Source organism: Rhizobium leucaenae USDA 9039, from assembly GCF_000426285.1.
Lineage (GTDB): Bacteria > Pseudomonadota > Alphaproteobacteria > Rhizobiales > Rhizobiaceae > Rhizobium > Rhizobium leucaenae.
Map to the genome: position 1 here is coordinate 1 of NZ_AUFB01000027.1, position 14009 is coordinate 14009.

Below are 14009 nucleotides of genomic sequence, written 5' to 3' on the forward strand. Positions count from 1 at the left end.
GTCTTTCCATCAGGTTGTGCTTGAACAACCCAACCCTACCGGAAAAAGCCGATGACCACCGCTATCCTGCTACACCACTTCTCGGGACGTCATCCCGAGACCGCCTTTTCTATCGCTGCTGTGACCAAGAAAATCCGGGTCGAGACGTTTACACGGTCTTCTATTCCGTATCGGAGCGTCTAGTGGGGCGAGGCGAACCGGAGTTGCGCCGCGCCATACGAAGGAGTTGATGCAATGGCATTGACCCAGGCTTATGTGAGTCCAACCGCCTTGCGTAGCGCCTGCGTCATATCACTCCGCCAATTCTTTCCCTTGGACTGGAATCGCTCAAGGACATCCGGATCTACCCGAAGGGTGACGGCGACTTTCGGCGCAGCCATTTTTGGCCGTCCCCTGGCGCGCTTGATGCTTTCCATCAAATCCGGAAAAGCTTCTGCGAAGGGTTTTGCCTGGGCAAGTTGCTCATCCGTTGCTTCCGGAGCATCTGGATCGGACGCGATTATCTTTTGAATTTCGGCTTCTTCTCCCTCATCGAGAGGGCGCCGTGAAGAGAATTTGCTCACCATAAGAGCTTCCTTTCCTTGCGGCTTGCGGGACGTATCGAAATGACCGAGATGGCTTGTGAGCCAAGCGGCTTGAATACGACAGCGGCAACGTCCCGTCCGCCGACTGCCATGGAGCGGCCCTCATTCGCTGGGACGACAATAGAACCTGCGAAGTCCAGGCCGTGCTTGGCTAGATTTGTTTCGCGCTTAAGTTCGTCCCAGATGATCTTCATATAATTTTCGTACACGGAAAATTAATGGGCAGCAAGAATTATCGTACACGGAAAATGGAATGGTGATGAATCTGACGTGGCGCTCATAAACGGTTCCAGGCGAGTCAGCCGAACAGATTGTGGGATATGCTGCTGACTCTCTTGGATTGGTGGTGAACTCAGCAAGCTCTTTCGGTGATCGCATATGGATGATCCCTGCGTGCCACGACAAGCTTCGATTGCAGCAAGCAGCTTTAGACGGCAATACCTGGAGGTTGCAGTTTGTCTTCGGCATAACCACATTTCCAGCGCTGCCGCTCTTATTCTCAAAGATTCTTACAAGCCGCAGACGCTGAGGGACAGAATGCTAAGAATTTTGACGATCGTCTTTCGGTGCATCTGGGCGTTCGCCATAATTGCTACCGCTATAGGTATCGGCGCGGCATATGGTTGGGAAAAGCATGGTCTGGTTGCGGCCATCGCGCTCGGGTTTGTTGGTCTCGTGGTTAGCTGGCCCTGCGCCTATTCACCCGCACTGTTCTTTGAATTGTTATGCCAATTGTTGGGCGAATTTCTAATGAGCCTAATTTGATGATCCTCGACCGTGATGCGGTCGTCGACAGGGTGAATAAAGTGGAAGCGAGGGCTGTCGCCGTTCAAAGCGATGGAGCGGGAATGGACCTAAGTTTTGAAAAATGGTGATCCCGACGCGATTCGAACGCGTGACCCTCAGATTAGGAATCTGATGCTCTATCCTGCTGAGCTACGGGACCACTAAGATTGATCCATACAAAAGCAAGGGCCCGAAGCCAAGCCCTTTTCCCGTCTCGGAGACAATCTGCTTTTGTCGGGCCATGCGCTAATGGTCAGGCGCACGGAGAGATGGTGGTGGCTCAGGCGTTCAGGCGCTGTTCGGCGAGCCGGACCCAATAGGAGATCCCGTGGGCGATGGCTTCGTCGTTGAAGTCGTAGGCCGGGTTGTGCAGGCCGGCGGTGTCGCCGTTGCCGACGAAGATGAAGGCGCCGGGGCGGGCGTTCAGCATATAGGAGAAATCCTCGCCGCCCATCATGGGATCGATGTTCGGGATGACGTTGGCGGTACCGGCGATGTCGCGTGCGGCGGCAATCGCATGCTCGGTCTCGTCGGCGTGGTTGACGGTGACCGGATAGTTGCGGTGGAACTGGATATCCGCCTCGGCGTCATGGCTGGCGGCGATGCCGCTGACGATCTGCCGGAAGCGGCGTTCGGCGAGGTCGCGAATCTCCGGGTCGAGCGTGCGGACGGTGCCGACGAAGCTCGCGTCGTTCGGAATGACATTGTAGGCATTGCCGCCATTGAATTTGGTGACGGAGACCACCACCGATTTCAGCGGATTAGCGCTGCGCGAGGCGATGAGTTGCAGGTTGGTGACGATCTGCGCGCCGATGGCGATGGGGTCGATGGTCGTGTGCGGCATGGCGGCGTGGCCGCCGCGCCCCTTGATGGTGACGGTGAACTCGTCGGTCGCCGCCATGATCGCGCCCTTGCGGATAGCGAACTGGCCGACCGGCAGGCCCGGCAGATTGTGCATGCCATAGACTTCCTCGATGCGGAAGCGCTCCATCATGCCGTCCTTGACCATGGCGTCGCCGCCGGCGCCGCCCTCTTCGGCCGGCTGGAAGATCACGGCAATGTTGCCGTTGAAATTGCGGGTCTCGGCAAGGTATTTCGCAGCGCCCAGCAGCATGGCGGTGTGGCCGTCATGGCCGCAGGCATGCATCTTGCCGGGTGTCTCGGAAGCCCAGGGCTTGCCGGTGATTTCGGTGAGCGGCAGGGCATCCATGTCGGCGCGCAGGCCGACGGTGCGGCCTTCGCCCTTGCCGCGGATCAGGCCGACGACCCCGGTGCGGCCGATGCCGGTGACGACCTCGTCGACGCCGAATGCCTTCAGTTTTTCGGCCACGAAGGCGGCGGTATTTTCCACCGCATACATCAGCTCAGGCCTCGTATGGATATAGCGGCGCCATTCCGTCACTTCGTTCTGGAGTTCGGCGGCTCTGTTCAAAATCGGCATGCTGATTTTTCCTGCTGCTCAATATCGGATTCGGGTCTAGCAATTTGATCCGACACACAACCCTCAGCATCACATCGCACTTTTTTATGCCATGCGCGTGATCACAAGGCTGTGATCGGTTGGCAATAAACTCGTCAATCGCCTTTGCCTTCTCTTAGCCATATAGGTTAAATAGGGGGAGCTTTCGAGAAAATTCCGGACTTCTGAAGGATTGACCGTGCTGACGAAGCAGAATCGTTTGTATGCCGCTTTGCGGCTGGTTCCCATGGCCGCCGCCGCATCCATGCTTTTCCTGTCGACTGCGCATGTGGCCGAGGCCAATCCGCATATCCTCGTCGATGTCAGCAGCGGCCGCGTGCTCGATCATGAAGAAGCCTTCCGCAAGTGGTATCCGGCTTCGCTCACCAAGCTGATGACGGTCTATGTCGCTTTCCGCGCCCTTCAGTCCGGCCAGGTCACGCTCGATACGCCTGTTGTCATGTCCAAGCTTTCCTCTTCGCAGCCGCCGGCGAAGATGTATTTCAAGCCGGGCCAGAAGCTGACGCTCGACAACGCGCTGAAGATGATGCTGGTCAAATCCGCCAATGACCTTGCGATGGCGATCGCCGAGACGGTCGGCGGTTCCGAGCAGGGCTTCGTCGCGCGCATGAATGCGGAAGCCGCCCGCCTCGGCATGCGCGACACGCATTACATCAATCCCAACGGCCTGCCCGGCAAGGGTCAGTACACGACGGCACGCGATCTTGCTGTCGTCAGCGTGGCGCTGCGCCGCGAGTTCCCGCAATATGCCGGTTATTTCTCGCTGGAAGGCTTTACCAACGGCGTCAAGCAGGTGCCGAACATCAATATGCTCATAGGCCGCTTCGATGGCGCCGACGGTATGAAGACCGGGTTCATCTGTGCGTCCGGCTTCAATCAGATCGCCTCGGCGACCCGCAACGGCCGCACATTGGTCTCCGTCGTTCTCGGTACGGACAGCCTTGCGGCGCGCGCCGACGATTCCGCCAATTTCCTCGAAAAGGGTTTCGAAAACCAGTTCTCCGGCCGGGATACGCTGGCAAGCCTGCAACCCTACGGGCAGGGCCAGGACGAGGTTGCCGACATTACCGCCGAGATCTGCAGCGCCAAGGGCGCACAGCACCGCAGCGAAACCCGTGATCCCACCGGCCGCACCAAGGTGCAGTCGCCCTACATCCATGAAATGGATCACGAGCCGAATTTCGTCTATGCCGGCCTGATCGGCGGTCAGGACGTTGCCACCGCAAGCAAGGGCGACAAGGACGACGTGGCTGCGAAGGGCGACAAGACCGTGAAGGGCGACAAAATTGCCGCTACGGGCGATGTCACCGGCATACCCATCCCCATGCCGCGTCCCACTTACTGATCGGACCTGAACCATGAGCGTTCCGCAGGAGAGGGTGCCGGTTTCGATCCTGACCGGTTTTCTCGGAGCCGGCAAATCGACATTGCTCAATCGCATCCTCAAGGACGCGGCGATGCGGGATGCGGCTGTCATCATCAACGAGTTCGGCGATGTCGGCATCGATCACCTGCTGGTCGAAAGCTCCGGCGATGCCATTATCGAGCTCTCCGATGGCTGCCTTTGCTGCACGGTGCGTGGCGAGCTGGTGGATACGCTCGCAAATCTGATGGACGCCATGCAGACCGGCCGCATCCGGCCGCTGAAGCGCGTCGTCATTGAGACGACCGGGCTTGCCGATCCCGCGCCGGTGATGCAGTCGGTCATGGGCAATCCGATCATCGCCACGAATTTCGACCTGGATGGCGTGATCACCGTCGTCGATGCGGTCAACGGCTTGCAGACGCTCGACAATCATGAAGAGGCGCGCAAGCAGGTGGCGGTCGCCGACCGGCTGATCGTCTCCAAAATCGGTTTGGAAGGCGCTGCTTCCATCGACATGCTTGAGGGACGGCTGCGGGCGCTCAATCCGCGGGCGCAGATCATGAATGCCGACAGCAATGCCGCCGGGCGCGCCGCCATTTTCGTCAACGGGCTCTACGATCCAGCTTCGAAGATCGCCGATGTCGGCCGCTGGCTGCGCGACGAGCTTGAGGCGGATGATGATGACCATGATCACGAACATGGGCACGATCACGATCATCATCATGGTGGACACAGCCATCACCGCCATGGCCACCATCATCACGGGCATCGCCATCAGCACGCCCATGACGTGAACCGTCATGGCGAGTCGATCCGCTCCTTCTCGATCGTCGAAAACCAACCGATCGACCCAATCGCGCTGGAAATGTTCATCGACCTCCTGCGTTCGGCGCATGGCGAAAAGCTGCTGCGGATGAAGGCGATCGTTGCCATGTCCGACAGACCGGAGCGTCCGGTCGTGCTGCATGGCGTGCAGAACATCTTCCATCCGCCGGTGCGCCTGCCCGCCTGGCCCAATCCCGACGACCGGCGGACCCGCATGGTGATCATCACCAAGGATCTGCCCGAAGACTTCGTAAAGGGCCTGTTCGACGCGTTTTTGAGCAAGCCGCGTGTTGACACGCCGGATAGAGCGGCGCTTGAGGACAATCCGCTGGCTGTGCCGGGGATGCGGTTTTAGCTAGCTACACCCGCCTCGCCCTTCGAGGGCCCTGCGGGCCACCTCAGGGTGAGGCTGATCTTTGTGCATTGCCGCCCATAATCAGAGTGCGGTGTCAGGGCGTGCTCAAGGAAAGCCGGGCTCGCCCCATCCTCATGGTGAGGTGGGAGCCCTGAGCTTGTCGAAGGGCGACCCTCGAACCAAGAGGATGGCCCGTCGGTGGCCGATCAGCCCTTGCGGATGACGAACCGGTGGCCGCTGTCCGTCTTCTCGCTGGCGAGAAGTGTATGGCCCTTTTCATTGCAGAGATGCGGAATATCGATGACGGCAAGCGGATCGGTCGTTTCGACCGTCAAGGTCGCGCCGCTCGGCAGTCCGCGCAGGCGCTTTTCCGTCTTGATTGCCGGATAAGGGCATTTCAGCCCGCGCAGATCGTAAACCTCGTCGGTCAGGCTATTCACTCTTGGCCCAAAACTTCCAGAAGGGCGGCTTTTTGGCCGGCTCGGTCTGTGCGGTTTCCATGGGCTGGGGCGCATAGGCGAGCGGATTGACGCCCGAGTTCATCGGGTTTGCCATCGGGATCGGCACATTCGCGGGAATGTTGGCTGCTAAGACGGGACCGCCTGGCTGCTGCGCGGTTGCTTCGGGGGCTGCGGTTGCCACGCGAATGCTTGCTGTCGACGGATTGGTTGTTGGGCTCGATACCGTGCCACCGCGGGCAAGCTGCTGCGCAGACTGGTTGGCCATCATCGACTCCAGATCGGCCACTTTCATCATCTTGCCGGCCGCAAGTGCGGTGCCGGTCGGAGCATAGGCGAGATCGTGGCCCTTGCGCTGCTTGGCGACAACGGCCTTCCGTTCGGCTTCGGTCGGGTCGTACCAAGCCATGCCGTCATATTTCTTCAGAGCGGCACTGTAATCGGCATCATACTGCTTGCCGTAGGACAGCAGCGCTGTCTGCAAAGCCGGCGGTGTCGTCATGACCGGGCATTTGCCGCCGGCGTTGAACGGGCCGGTGGCCTGCTGGTTGAAGACGTATTTCTTCTCGCAGACCTCGACTTCCGGCGGACGCTTCGTCACTTCGAAATTGTCGTAGCCGACCTTCAGCATCTTCCAGAATTCGATATTCGGGCTGAGGCGATGTTTGACCATATTTTCCGCCGTCATGCGAAAGGGGAAGGCCTCAAGCTGGATGGCCTTCTGGCCACCTTTGAAGGCGTCGCGCGCGAAGGCATAGATTTCCAGCACCTGCTGGTCAGTCATCGAATAGCAGCCGGACGACGAGCAGGCGCCATGGATCATCAGATTGGCGCCGTTGCGGCCATTGGCCGCGTCATAGCGGTTCGGAAAACCGGTGTTGATGGCGAGATAATATTTAGAGTTCGGATTGAGGTTGGCCGGCGTCAGCATGTAGAAGCCTTCCGGCGCCTGCCGGTCGCCCTCCTTCACCTTCGGGCCGAGACGGCCGGACCAGGCGCAGATCTTGTAATCGGCGATGACCTCGAAGCGATTGCTCTGGTTCGCCTTGAGGATCTCCATCACGCCTTCTTCCTTGAAGATGCGGATCATGATCGGCGAATTGCGGTCTATGCCCTTTTTCGTCATATCGGCGAGGATGTGGCTGGGAAGCGGCTGCTCGACCTTGTTTTTCACCGTCGACAGATCGATCGACGCGGATTCGAGCGTGTCGTTACAGCTGGCGAGAGCCAGCGCGATCAGGGAAACATAGGCAAGGTGACGGATGCGCATTCTGACTTAGCCCATAGACACGAAGAGCGGCCGCACGATCTGTTCGTCGCGCCCAAATCGAAACATGAAACAGAATCATAGACGGCTTATACTTGAGAATTCCTTACCAGCCTATGACGTGCTCGCGGCGCACCCGCAAGCTTTTCTTTGTCATAATGGGTTCGATAACAAGAATGTGGCCAAGATTTGGCCTCATTCCCGTCCTGTGACATCGCGAATCTCCAACTTGAGTTAGAGATTGCGACCCATATTGAGGAATTTCTGACGACGGTCGCTGCGCAATTGTTCGCCCGAACGGCTGGAAAGTTCGCCGAGCGCGTTGGAAATCATGTCGCCGGTCGCCGCAATCACCGACTGCGGATCGCGATGCGCGCCGCCGAGCGGTTCGGGAATGATGCCGTCGATGATCCCTAACCCCTTCAGGTCCTCGGCAGTGATTTTCATGTTGGTGGCGGCTTCCTTGGCGCGGGTGGAATCGCGCCAGAGGATGGAGGCGGCGCCTTCGGGCGAAATCACGCTGTAGATCGAGTGTTCGAGCATATAGACGCGGTTGCCGGTGGCAATCGCGATCGCGCCGCCGGATCCGCCTTCGCCGATGACGACCGAGATGATCGGCACCTTGACGCCCAGGCACATTTCCGTGGAGCGGGCAATCGCTTCCGCCTGGCCGCGTTCTTCGGCGCCGACGCCGGGGTAGGCGCCTGCGGTATCGACCAAGGTGACGACGGGCAGTTGAAAGCGGTCGGCCATTTCCAGGATGCGGATCGCCTTGCGGTAACCTTCGGGGCGGGCGCTGCCGAAATTATGCTTCAGGCGCGTCTTCGTGTCGTTGCCCTTTTCCTGGCCGATGATGGCGATGGGCTGGCCACGGAAACGGGCAAAACCCGCCTGGATGGCGGCATCCTCGGAAAATTTGCGGTCACCGGCGAGCGGCGTGAATTCCGTAAACAACGCGCCGGCATAGTCGACGAAATGCGGTCGCTGCGGATGGCGGGCAACCTGCGTCTTCTGCCAGGCATTGAGCTTGGAATAGATGTCGGCCGTCGCTTCGCGGACGCGGATTTCGAGCCGTCCGACTTCATCAGACGTATCGATGCTCTCGTCTTCGCTTGCCAGTTTCTTCAGCTCGTGAATCTTGCCTTCGAGATCCGAGATGGGTTTTTCGAAGTCGAGATAATTGTGCATGAGGTGCGTTTCCGATCCTTTTGCCCGTGACGAGAGACGGCACGTATAGCCTGTGTGCCGGTCCTATTCCTGTTTTTTGGCCTGTTTGGCAAGGGGGTGATGCGTTTGCACCAGTTGGTGAAGCCGTTCTTCCAGCACATGTGTGTAGATTTGTGTGGTCGAAATGTCGGAATGGCCGAGAAGTTCCTGCACCACGCGCAAGTCTGCGCCATTGGCAAGCAGGTGGCTGGCGAAGGCGTGGCGCATGACATGCGGCGAGATTAGCGAGGGCGTCAGCCCGGCGCGGATGGCAAGATCCTTCAGGTCCCGCGCAAAGACTTGCCGCGGCAGATAGCCCTGCTTGGAGGCTGCAGGGAAGAGCCATGGGCTTTCCTGGGCAGGCTGCTTGGCGTTTGCCGCCTCCAGCGCCTGTCGGCGGCCATAGATCGTCAGCGCAGCGATCGCCGACTGCGACAGTGGTACCAGCCGCTCCTTGTTGCCTTTGCCGCGGATCATCAGGAAACGCCCTTCCTGATCCAGCACTTTCGCCGGCAGGGACACGAGTTCGCTGACGCGCATGCCGGTGGCATAAAGTAGCTCCAGCAAAACCAGCATGCGCAGATGCTGCAATTGATCGGGACCTTCGACGGCCGCTTCCTGTTCGGCCTGGGCGAGAAGGCGGGTCACCTCGTCGACGCCCATGGTCTTCGGCAGGGCGCGGCCTTTCTTCGGCGCGTCGAGAATGCCAGTGGGGTCATCCGTGCGCAGGCCCTCGGCATAGAGAAATTTATAGAACTGGCGCATGGCCGACAGCCGGCGTGCTTGCGACGACGGCTTGAAGCCCTGCCGTGAGAGGCCGGAGAGATAGGCCCCGAGATCGTTCGAGCCCGCTTCCGTCATGCGGACCTTGCGCTCCGACAGGAAGGAGTGGAGATCGTCGAGGTCGCGCTCGTAGGACTGCAGCGTGTTGACGGCTGCGCCGCGTTCGGCGCTCATCATTTCGAGGAAAGCTTCCACATGGACGCGGCTCAGATCCTTCACGGCGGTCTCCGCGCTCACGGCTTCACCGAGCCGGTTGCCGGCGGATTGACTCGTTCCGAGGGTATGCGGATCGTCACATCGCGCGGCTGCGGATCGACGAAGAGCACTAAAGCCCACATTGCTCCATAGACCGATCCGGCGATGACCGCACAGATGACAAGGAAGCGAAACAGGGTCGGCATTCAGAAACTCTCCTCGTCGCAATCACTGGTCCGGCGATATATTGTAATCATATCCGACAAGCGTTAGCCGAAGGATATTGCAGACATGTTTATGATGCGGCGTCTTGACGCTACCGGCGCATTTGACGATACCGTTTCCAAACAAATTGTGAATGGGCCGATGAACGAAGAAGTGCTGACCCTTGCAGAAAGCCTAAGAGACAGAGCGCGTGCCGCATTGGGCACGCGCAATCTTGTCCTCGTCGGGTTGATGGGGGCCGGAAAATCCTCGATCGGGCGGCTGGTCGCCCACCAGCTCGGCATTCCCTTCGTCGACACGGATATCGAGATCGAGCGCGTGTCGCGCATGACGATCACCGAGCTGTTCGAAGCCTACGGCGAAGAGGAGTTCCGGGCGCTCGAAACGCGGGTGATCAAGCGTTTGCTCAAGGGCGGTCCCCGCGTCGTTTCCACCGGCGGCGGCGCCTTCATCAACGACCGCACGCGCCGGCATGTCAAACGCAGCGGCCTGTCGGTCTGGCTGAAGGCCGATCTCGACGTGCTCTGGGAGCGGGTCAACAAGCGCGATACGCGACCGCTGCTCAAAACCGAAAATCCGAAGCAGACCCTCGAAAAGCTGATGAATGCGCGCTATCCGATCTATGCGGAAGCCGATCTCACGGTTTTGTCCCGCGATGTGGGCAAGGAAGTCATGGTCAAGGAAGTCCTTGCGGCCATCGTCGAGAGGAAAGAAGAAAGCAAGACACCATGAATGCGATCACATCGGCGTCGGACGAGCGTCTCGTCCGCGTGCCCCTCGGCGAGCGCGCCTATGACATTCTGATCGGCCCTGGGCTGATCGTGCGCGCCGGCAAGGAAATCGCAGCGAGATTGATGGGCCGTAGAGCGGCTATCATTACCGACGAAAATGTTGCGCCGCTCTATCTCGATGCCTTGTTTGCGAGCCTTCACGAGGCCGGTATTCAGCCTTCCAAGCTGGTGCTGCCGGCCGGCGAGAAGACCAAGAGCTTCGAGCATCTGATGGCTGTCTGCGATGCCGTGCTCACGGCGCGTGTCGAGCGCAACGATGCGGTCATCGCGCTTGGCGGTGGCGTAATCGGCGATCTCGCCGGCTTTGCCGCCGGCATCGTGCGCCGCGGCGTCCGTTTCGTGCAAGTGCCGACCTCGCTGCTGTCGCAGGTGGATTCTTCCGTCGGCGGCAAGACCGGCATCAATACCCATCATGGCAAGAACCTTGTCGGCGTCTTCCATCAGCCCGATCTCGTGCTCGCCGATACCGATGTGCTGAATACGCTGAGCGAACGTGAATTCCGCGCCGGCTACGCCGAGGTCGCCAAATACGGCCTGATCGACAAGCCGGACTTCTTTGCTTGGCTTGAGGCCAACTGGAAAGAGGTGTTCTCCGGTGGCGCAGCGCGCATCGAGGCGATTGCTGCGAGCTGCCAGGCGAAATCCGATGTCGTCGTCGCCGACGAGCGCGAAAACGGTCCGCGAGCGCTGCTCAATCTCGGCCATACCTTTGGCCATGCATTGGAGGCCGCCACAGCCTATGACAGCCGCCGGCTGGTGCATGGCGAGGGTGTTTCGATCGGCATGGTGCTGGCGCACGAATTTTCTTCGCGCCTCAATCTGGCAAGCCCGGACGATGCCAAGCGCGTCGAGGCGCATCTGAAGATGGTTGGCTTGCCGACACGGATGGGCGACATTCCGGGCGAACTGCCGCCGGTCGAGGTGCTGATGGATGCGATCGCGCAGGACAAGAAGGTCAAGAGCGGCAAGCTGACCTTCATTCTTACGCGCGGCATCGGGCAATCCTTCGTCGCCGATGACGTTCCGACCTCCGAAGTTCTTAGTTTCCTGAGGGAAAAGCATCCGCAATGACGGTCGAAGGCACGCTGGCTGTTCTGTGGGAATATTGGCCCGAGATTATCTCGATCATCGCGCTGGTGCTGCTTTCGGCCTTTTTCGCCGGCTCGGAGACGGCGCTGACGGCGGCTTCCCGCAGCCGCATCCACACATTGGAAGCCAACGGCGACAGCCGGGCCGGCATCGTGCGGCTGCTGATCGAGCGTCGAGACAGATTGATCGGCGCGCTGCTGATCGGCAACAATCTCGCCAACATTCTCTCGTCGTCGCTTGCGACCAGCTTGTTTCTCGGCCTGTTCGGCAATTCCGGCGTGGCGATCGCCACTGCCGCCATGACAGTCATCCTCGTCATTTTCGCCGAGGTTCTGCCGAAGAGCTGGGCCATTGCGACGCCCGATCGTTTCGCGCTGAATGTCGCCGGCGCGATACGTCTCTTCGTCATTGTCGTGGGTCCGGTATCGAGCGTCGTCAACGCCATCGTGCGCCAGATCCTCGGCATCTTCGGCATTAATCTTTCCAGGGAAGTCTCGATGCTGTCGGCGTATGACGAGCTGCGCGGCGCCGTCGATCTGCTGCACCGCGAGGGTTCGGTGGTCAAGGTGGACCGCGACCGGCTGGGCGGTCTGCTCGATCTCGGCGAGCTGGAGCTTTCCGATATCATGGTCCACCGCACGGCGATGCGTGCCATCAATGCCGACGATCTGCCGGAAGTCGTCGTGCGGACCATTCTTGACAGCCCCTATACGCGCATGCCGCTCTGGCGGGGCACGATCGACAACATCATCGGCGTCGTGCATGCCAAGGATCTGTTGAGGGCGCTGGCGGAGCGGCATGTCGAGCCGGAAAATCTCGACATCGTCAAGATCGCCCAAAAGCCGTGGTTCGTGCCCGACAGTACCAATCTCCAAGATCAGCTCAATGCCTTCCTGCGCCGCAAGCAGCATTTTGCCGTCGTCGTCGACGAATATGGCGAAGTGCAGGGCATCGTCACCCTGGAGGATATTCTGGAGGAGATCGTCGGCGATATTGCCGACGAGCACGACCTCGATATTCAGGGTGTGCGGCAGGAAGCCGATGGCTCGATCGTCGTCGATGGCGTCGTGCCTATCCGCGATCTGAACCGCGCCCTCGACTGGAATCTGCCGGATGAGGAGGCCACGACGATCGCCGGCCTCGTCATCCACGAATCGATGACCATCCCGGAAGAGCGCCAAGCCTTCACCTTCTATGGCAAGCGCTTCATCGTGATGAAGCGGGAAAAGAACCGTATTACCAAAATCAGAATCAGACCGGCGGAGACCGAAGAGGGGAAGCCGGAGTAGCTGGTTACCACCGCACCGCTTCGCCGGGTGCTGCAGGCTCCACGGCAAGCGCGTGCAGGCCCGCGTCGAGTTCCGGCTTCAAAAGTTCGGTGATCGCCCTGTGACGGGCAAGGCGCGTCATGCCGGTGAACTTGGCGGAGATGATTCGAATTCTTATATGGGTTTCGCCCGTTCCGGTCATGTCGGGCTGATGGCCGGCATGTAGGTGGCTTTCGTTGATGACAGCGAGACGTTCGGGCGCGAAGGCGTCGTTGAGCTTTTTCTCAATGCGGGATTGAAGCGTCGTTTCCATATTCCCGCCGTCACCTTGTTCGCGAAAAAGGTTTCACAAAGCCTGCAACATTCCCATTTGTCAATTCTTGTTGTGGGGTGGCTGAGGCCCCATAATTAGGGCGCCATGAGACTCGATTCAAAATATTTCGATCGTATTCGAACCCGCCGCAAACGCGAGCCGGAGGCCGAACAGGCTCCGCCGACGTGCCAGTGGGACGGCTGCGACAAAAAGGGTACGCATCGCGCGCCGGTCGGGCGCAATGCGGAAGGGCAGTTCTTTTTGTTCTGCTTCGAGCATGTCAAAGATTATAACAAGGGCTACAATTATTTCTCCGGCCTCTCGGACGGTGAGATCGCGCGCTACCAGAAGGAAGCCATCACCGGTCATCGCCCGACCTGGACCGTCGGCGTCAACAAGTCGGCGCGCAACAGCCCACTGCAATCCGACATCCGTTCCGGTTCCTATTCCCGCGTGCGCGATCCCTTCGGTTTCGTCAAGGATGGGCAGGGGCCGGGCCGCGGCCCGCGTTTCCCGCAGGAGCGCAAGCTGAAGACGCTCGAGGCGAAAGCCTTCGACACGATGGGGCTCGGTGCCAATGCCACCAGCGCCGAGATCAAGAGCCGTTACAAGGAATTGGTGAAAAAGCACCATCCCGACGCCAACGGTGGCGACCGCGGGTCCGAGGAACGGTTTCGCGCGGTCATTCAGGCCTATCAATTGTTGAAGCAGAACGGTTTTTGTTAATTCCTGTCCTTGCTCTCCGCCTTCAATCAGGTATGGTCCAAATCGGCTGAGGCCGCAGGCGATTGCGGCAAGGTGCGCTTTTGGCTGGCTGCACCTCGGCCAACTTTCCGGACGCGGCGTTTCTTGTCCGGGACTCTGTTCAAGAATGCTCGCAAGCGATCATGTCGTCGCGCCGAGGTTTCGCTTCAGTCCCGGAGAAGTATCGCCGTTGTTCCGACCTGACGGATGCGGACAACAAGCTGCGGCGTCACGGATCAAAAACGGCTGAGTTTGATATGGCTGGGTGACAGTC

16 protein-coding genes and 1 tRNA gene are annotated in these 14009 nt (G+C 59.6%); 7 read left to right on the plus strand and 10 right to left on the minus strand.

Going from position 1 to position 14009, the window contains the following annotated elements:
• Window positions 1-251: 251 nt before the first annotated feature.
• On the minus strand, window positions 252-566 hold the full coding sequence (locus K290_RS0127245) for a BrnA antitoxin family protein (protein ID WP_028754786.1): 315 nt from the start codon (window positions 564-566) through the stop codon (window positions 252-254).
• Complete coding sequence (locus K290_RS0127250) at window positions 560-778, minus strand: BrnT family toxin (protein ID WP_028754787.1); 219 nt, start codon at window positions 776-778, stop codon at window positions 560-562. The genes K290_RS0127245 and K290_RS0127250 overlap by 7 nt, the downstream gene beginning before the upstream one ends.
• Before the next feature lie 184 nt (window positions 779-962).
• Here K290_RS0127250 and K290_RS37485 point away from each other — a divergent pair, with 184 nt between their 5' ends.
• A complete protein-coding gene (locus K290_RS37485; RefSeq protein WP_154668680.1) occupies window positions 963-1349 on the plus strand; it encodes a hypothetical protein in 387 nt (128 codons plus the stop codon).
• A 104-nt stretch (window positions 1350-1453) separates the two neighbouring features.
• Here the strand turns inward: K290_RS37485 and K290_RS0127265 are convergent.
• Both K290_RS0127265 and K290_RS0127270 read right to left on the minus strand, forming a co-directional pair.
• Window positions 1454-1530, minus strand: a tRNA-Arg gene (locus tag K290_RS0127265).
• Between the two features lie 120 nt (window positions 1531-1650).
• The gene (locus K290_RS0127270) at window positions 1651-2811 is read right to left on the minus strand and encodes a M20 aminoacylase family protein (protein ID WP_028754788.1); all 1161 of its coding nucleotides are present in this window, start codon (window positions 2809-2811) and stop codon (window positions 1651-1653) included.
• 217 nt (window positions 2812-3028) lie between these two features.
• On the opposite strand from K290_RS0127270, the gene K290_RS0127275 reads away from it, so the two are divergent.
• Both K290_RS0127275 and K290_RS0127280 read left to right on the plus strand, forming a co-directional pair.
• Window positions 3029-4195 (plus strand): D-alanyl-D-alanine carboxypeptidase family protein, encoded by a 1167-nt coding sequence (locus tag K290_RS0127275; protein ID WP_028754789.1) that lies wholly within the window; start codon window positions 3029-3031, stop codon window positions 4193-4195.
• 13 nt (window positions 4196-4208) lie between these two features.
• Window positions 4209-5396, plus strand: a complete 1188-nt coding sequence (locus K290_RS0127280) for a CobW family GTP-binding protein (RefSeq protein ID WP_028754790.1) — start codon at window positions 4209-4211, stop codon at window positions 5394-5396.
• A 206-nt stretch (window positions 5397-5602) separates the two neighbouring features.
• Here the strand turns inward: K290_RS0127280 and K290_RS0127285 are convergent, their stop codons facing one another.
• From K290_RS0127285 to K290_RS38075, 5 genes are all read right to left on the minus strand, one after another.
• Window positions 5603-5836, minus strand: coding sequence for a sulfurtransferase TusA family protein (locus K290_RS0127285; RefSeq protein WP_081670446.1), 234 nt, complete (start codon window positions 5834-5836; stop codon window positions 5603-5605).
• Window positions 5829-7124, minus strand: coding sequence for a L,D-transpeptidase family protein (locus tag K290_RS0127290; RefSeq protein ID WP_028754792.1), 1296 nt, complete (start codon window positions 7122-7124; stop codon window positions 5829-5831). Before K290_RS0127290 ends, K290_RS0127285 begins: the two co-directional genes overlap by 8 nt.
• Window positions 7125-7355: 231 nt before the next feature.
• Complete coding sequence (locus K290_RS0127295; protein WP_028754793.1) at window positions 7356-8309, minus strand: acetyl-CoA carboxylase carboxyltransferase subunit alpha; 954 nt, start codon at window positions 8307-8309, stop codon at window positions 7356-7358.
• A gap of 63 nt (window positions 8310-8372) precedes the next feature.
• Window positions 8373-9329 carry a site-specific tyrosine recombinase XerD gene (xerD, locus tag K290_RS0127300; RefSeq protein WP_028754794.1) on the minus strand — a complete coding sequence of 319 codons (957 nt, stop codon included), beginning with the start codon at window positions 9327-9329 and terminating at the stop codon, window positions 8373-8375.
• A gap of 14 nt (window positions 9330-9343) precedes the next feature.
• The gene (locus tag K290_RS38075; RefSeq protein ID WP_028754795.1) at window positions 9344-9511 is read right to left on the minus strand and encodes a hypothetical protein; all 168 of its coding nucleotides are present in this window, start codon (window positions 9509-9511) and stop codon (window positions 9344-9346) included.
• A gap of 160 nt (window positions 9512-9671) precedes the next feature.
• Between K290_RS38075 and K290_RS0127310 the strand changes: the two genes are divergently transcribed.
• Genes K290_RS0127310 through K290_RS0127320 form a run of 3 tightly spaced genes read left to right on the plus strand, consistent with a single transcriptional unit; the run spans window position 9672 to window position 12699 of the window.
• On the plus strand, window positions 9672-10262 hold the full coding sequence (locus K290_RS0127310; RefSeq protein WP_028754796.1) for a shikimate kinase: 591 nt from the start codon (window positions 9672-9674) through the stop codon (window positions 10260-10262).
• Entirely contained in the window at window positions 10259-11392 is a 1134-nt protein-coding gene (gene aroB, locus K290_RS0127315) for a 3-dehydroquinate synthase (RefSeq protein WP_028754797.1), read from the plus strand. Before K290_RS0127310 ends, aroB begins: the two co-directional genes overlap by 4 nt.
• On the plus strand, window positions 11389-12699 hold the full coding sequence (locus K290_RS0127320) for an HlyC/CorC family transporter (RefSeq protein WP_028754798.1): 1311 nt from the start codon (window positions 11389-11391) through the stop codon (window positions 12697-12699). The genes aroB and K290_RS0127320 overlap by 4 nt, the downstream gene beginning before the upstream one ends.
• Window positions 12700-12703: 4 nt before the next feature.
• Here K290_RS0127320 and K290_RS0127325 read toward each other — a convergent pair whose 3' ends face one another.
• Window positions 12704-12991 (minus strand): BolA family protein, encoded by a 288-nt coding sequence (locus tag K290_RS0127325; RefSeq protein ID WP_028754799.1) that lies wholly within the window; start codon window positions 12989-12991, stop codon window positions 12704-12706.
• A gap of 105 nt (window positions 12992-13096) precedes the next feature.
• On the opposite strand from K290_RS0127325, the gene K290_RS0127330 reads away from it, so the two are divergent.
• The gene (locus K290_RS0127330) at window positions 13097-13717 is read left to right on the plus strand and encodes a J domain-containing protein (RefSeq protein ID WP_028754800.1); all 621 of its coding nucleotides are present in this window, start codon (window positions 13097-13099) and stop codon (window positions 13715-13717) included.
• The last annotated feature ends 292 nt before the right edge of the window (window positions 13718-14009 follow it).

Bases quoted from the DNA above. Each gene is read 5' to 3' on its own strand.
- K290_RS0127245 (WP_028754786.1), bottom strand. From the start codon at position 566: ATGGTGAGCAAATTCTCTTCACGGCGCCCTCTCGATGAGGGAGAAGAA.
- K290_RS0127250 (WP_028754787.1), bottom strand. From the start codon at position 778: ATGAAGATCATCTGGGACGAACTTAAGCGCGAAACAAATCTAGCCAAG.
- K290_RS37485 (WP_154668680.1), top strand. From the start codon at position 963: ATGGATGATCCCTGCGTGCCACGACAAGCTTCGATTGCAGCAAGCAGC.
- K290_RS0127270 (WP_028754788.1), bottom strand. From the start codon at position 2,811: ATGCCGATTTTGAACAGAGCCGCCGAACTCCAGAACGAAGTGACGGAA.
- K290_RS0127280 (WP_028754790.1), top strand. From the start codon at position 4,209: ATGAGCGTTCCGCAGGAGAGGGTGCCGGTTTCGATCCTGACCGGTTTT.
- K290_RS0127290 (WP_028754792.1), bottom strand. From the start codon at position 7,124: ATGCGCATCCGTCACCTTGCCTATGTTTCCCTGATCGCGCTGGCTCTC.
- K290_RS0127295 (WP_028754793.1), bottom strand. From the start codon at position 8,309: ATGCACAATTATCTCGACTTCGAAAAACCCATCTCGGATCTCGAAGGC.
- K290_RS38075 (WP_028754795.1), bottom strand. From the start codon at position 9,511: ATGCCGACCCTGTTTCGCTTCCTTGTCATCTGTGCGGTCATCGCCGGA.
- K290_RS0127310 (WP_028754796.1), top strand. From the start codon at position 9,672: ATGAACGAAGAAGTGCTGACCCTTGCAGAAAGCCTAAGAGACAGAGCG.
- aroB (WP_028754797.1), top strand. From the start codon at position 10,259: ATGAATGCGATCACATCGGCGTCGGACGAGCGTCTCGTCCGCGTGCCC.
- K290_RS0127320 (WP_028754798.1), top strand. From the start codon at position 11,389: ATGACGGTCGAAGGCACGCTGGCTGTTCTGTGGGAATATTGGCCCGAG.
- K290_RS0127325 (WP_028754799.1), bottom strand. From the start codon at position 12,991: ATGGAAACGACGCTTCAATCCCGCATTGAGAAAAAGCTCAACGACGCC.
- K290_RS0127330 (WP_028754800.1), top strand. From the start codon at position 13,097: ATGAGACTCGATTCAAAATATTTCGATCGTATTCGAACCCGCCGCAAA.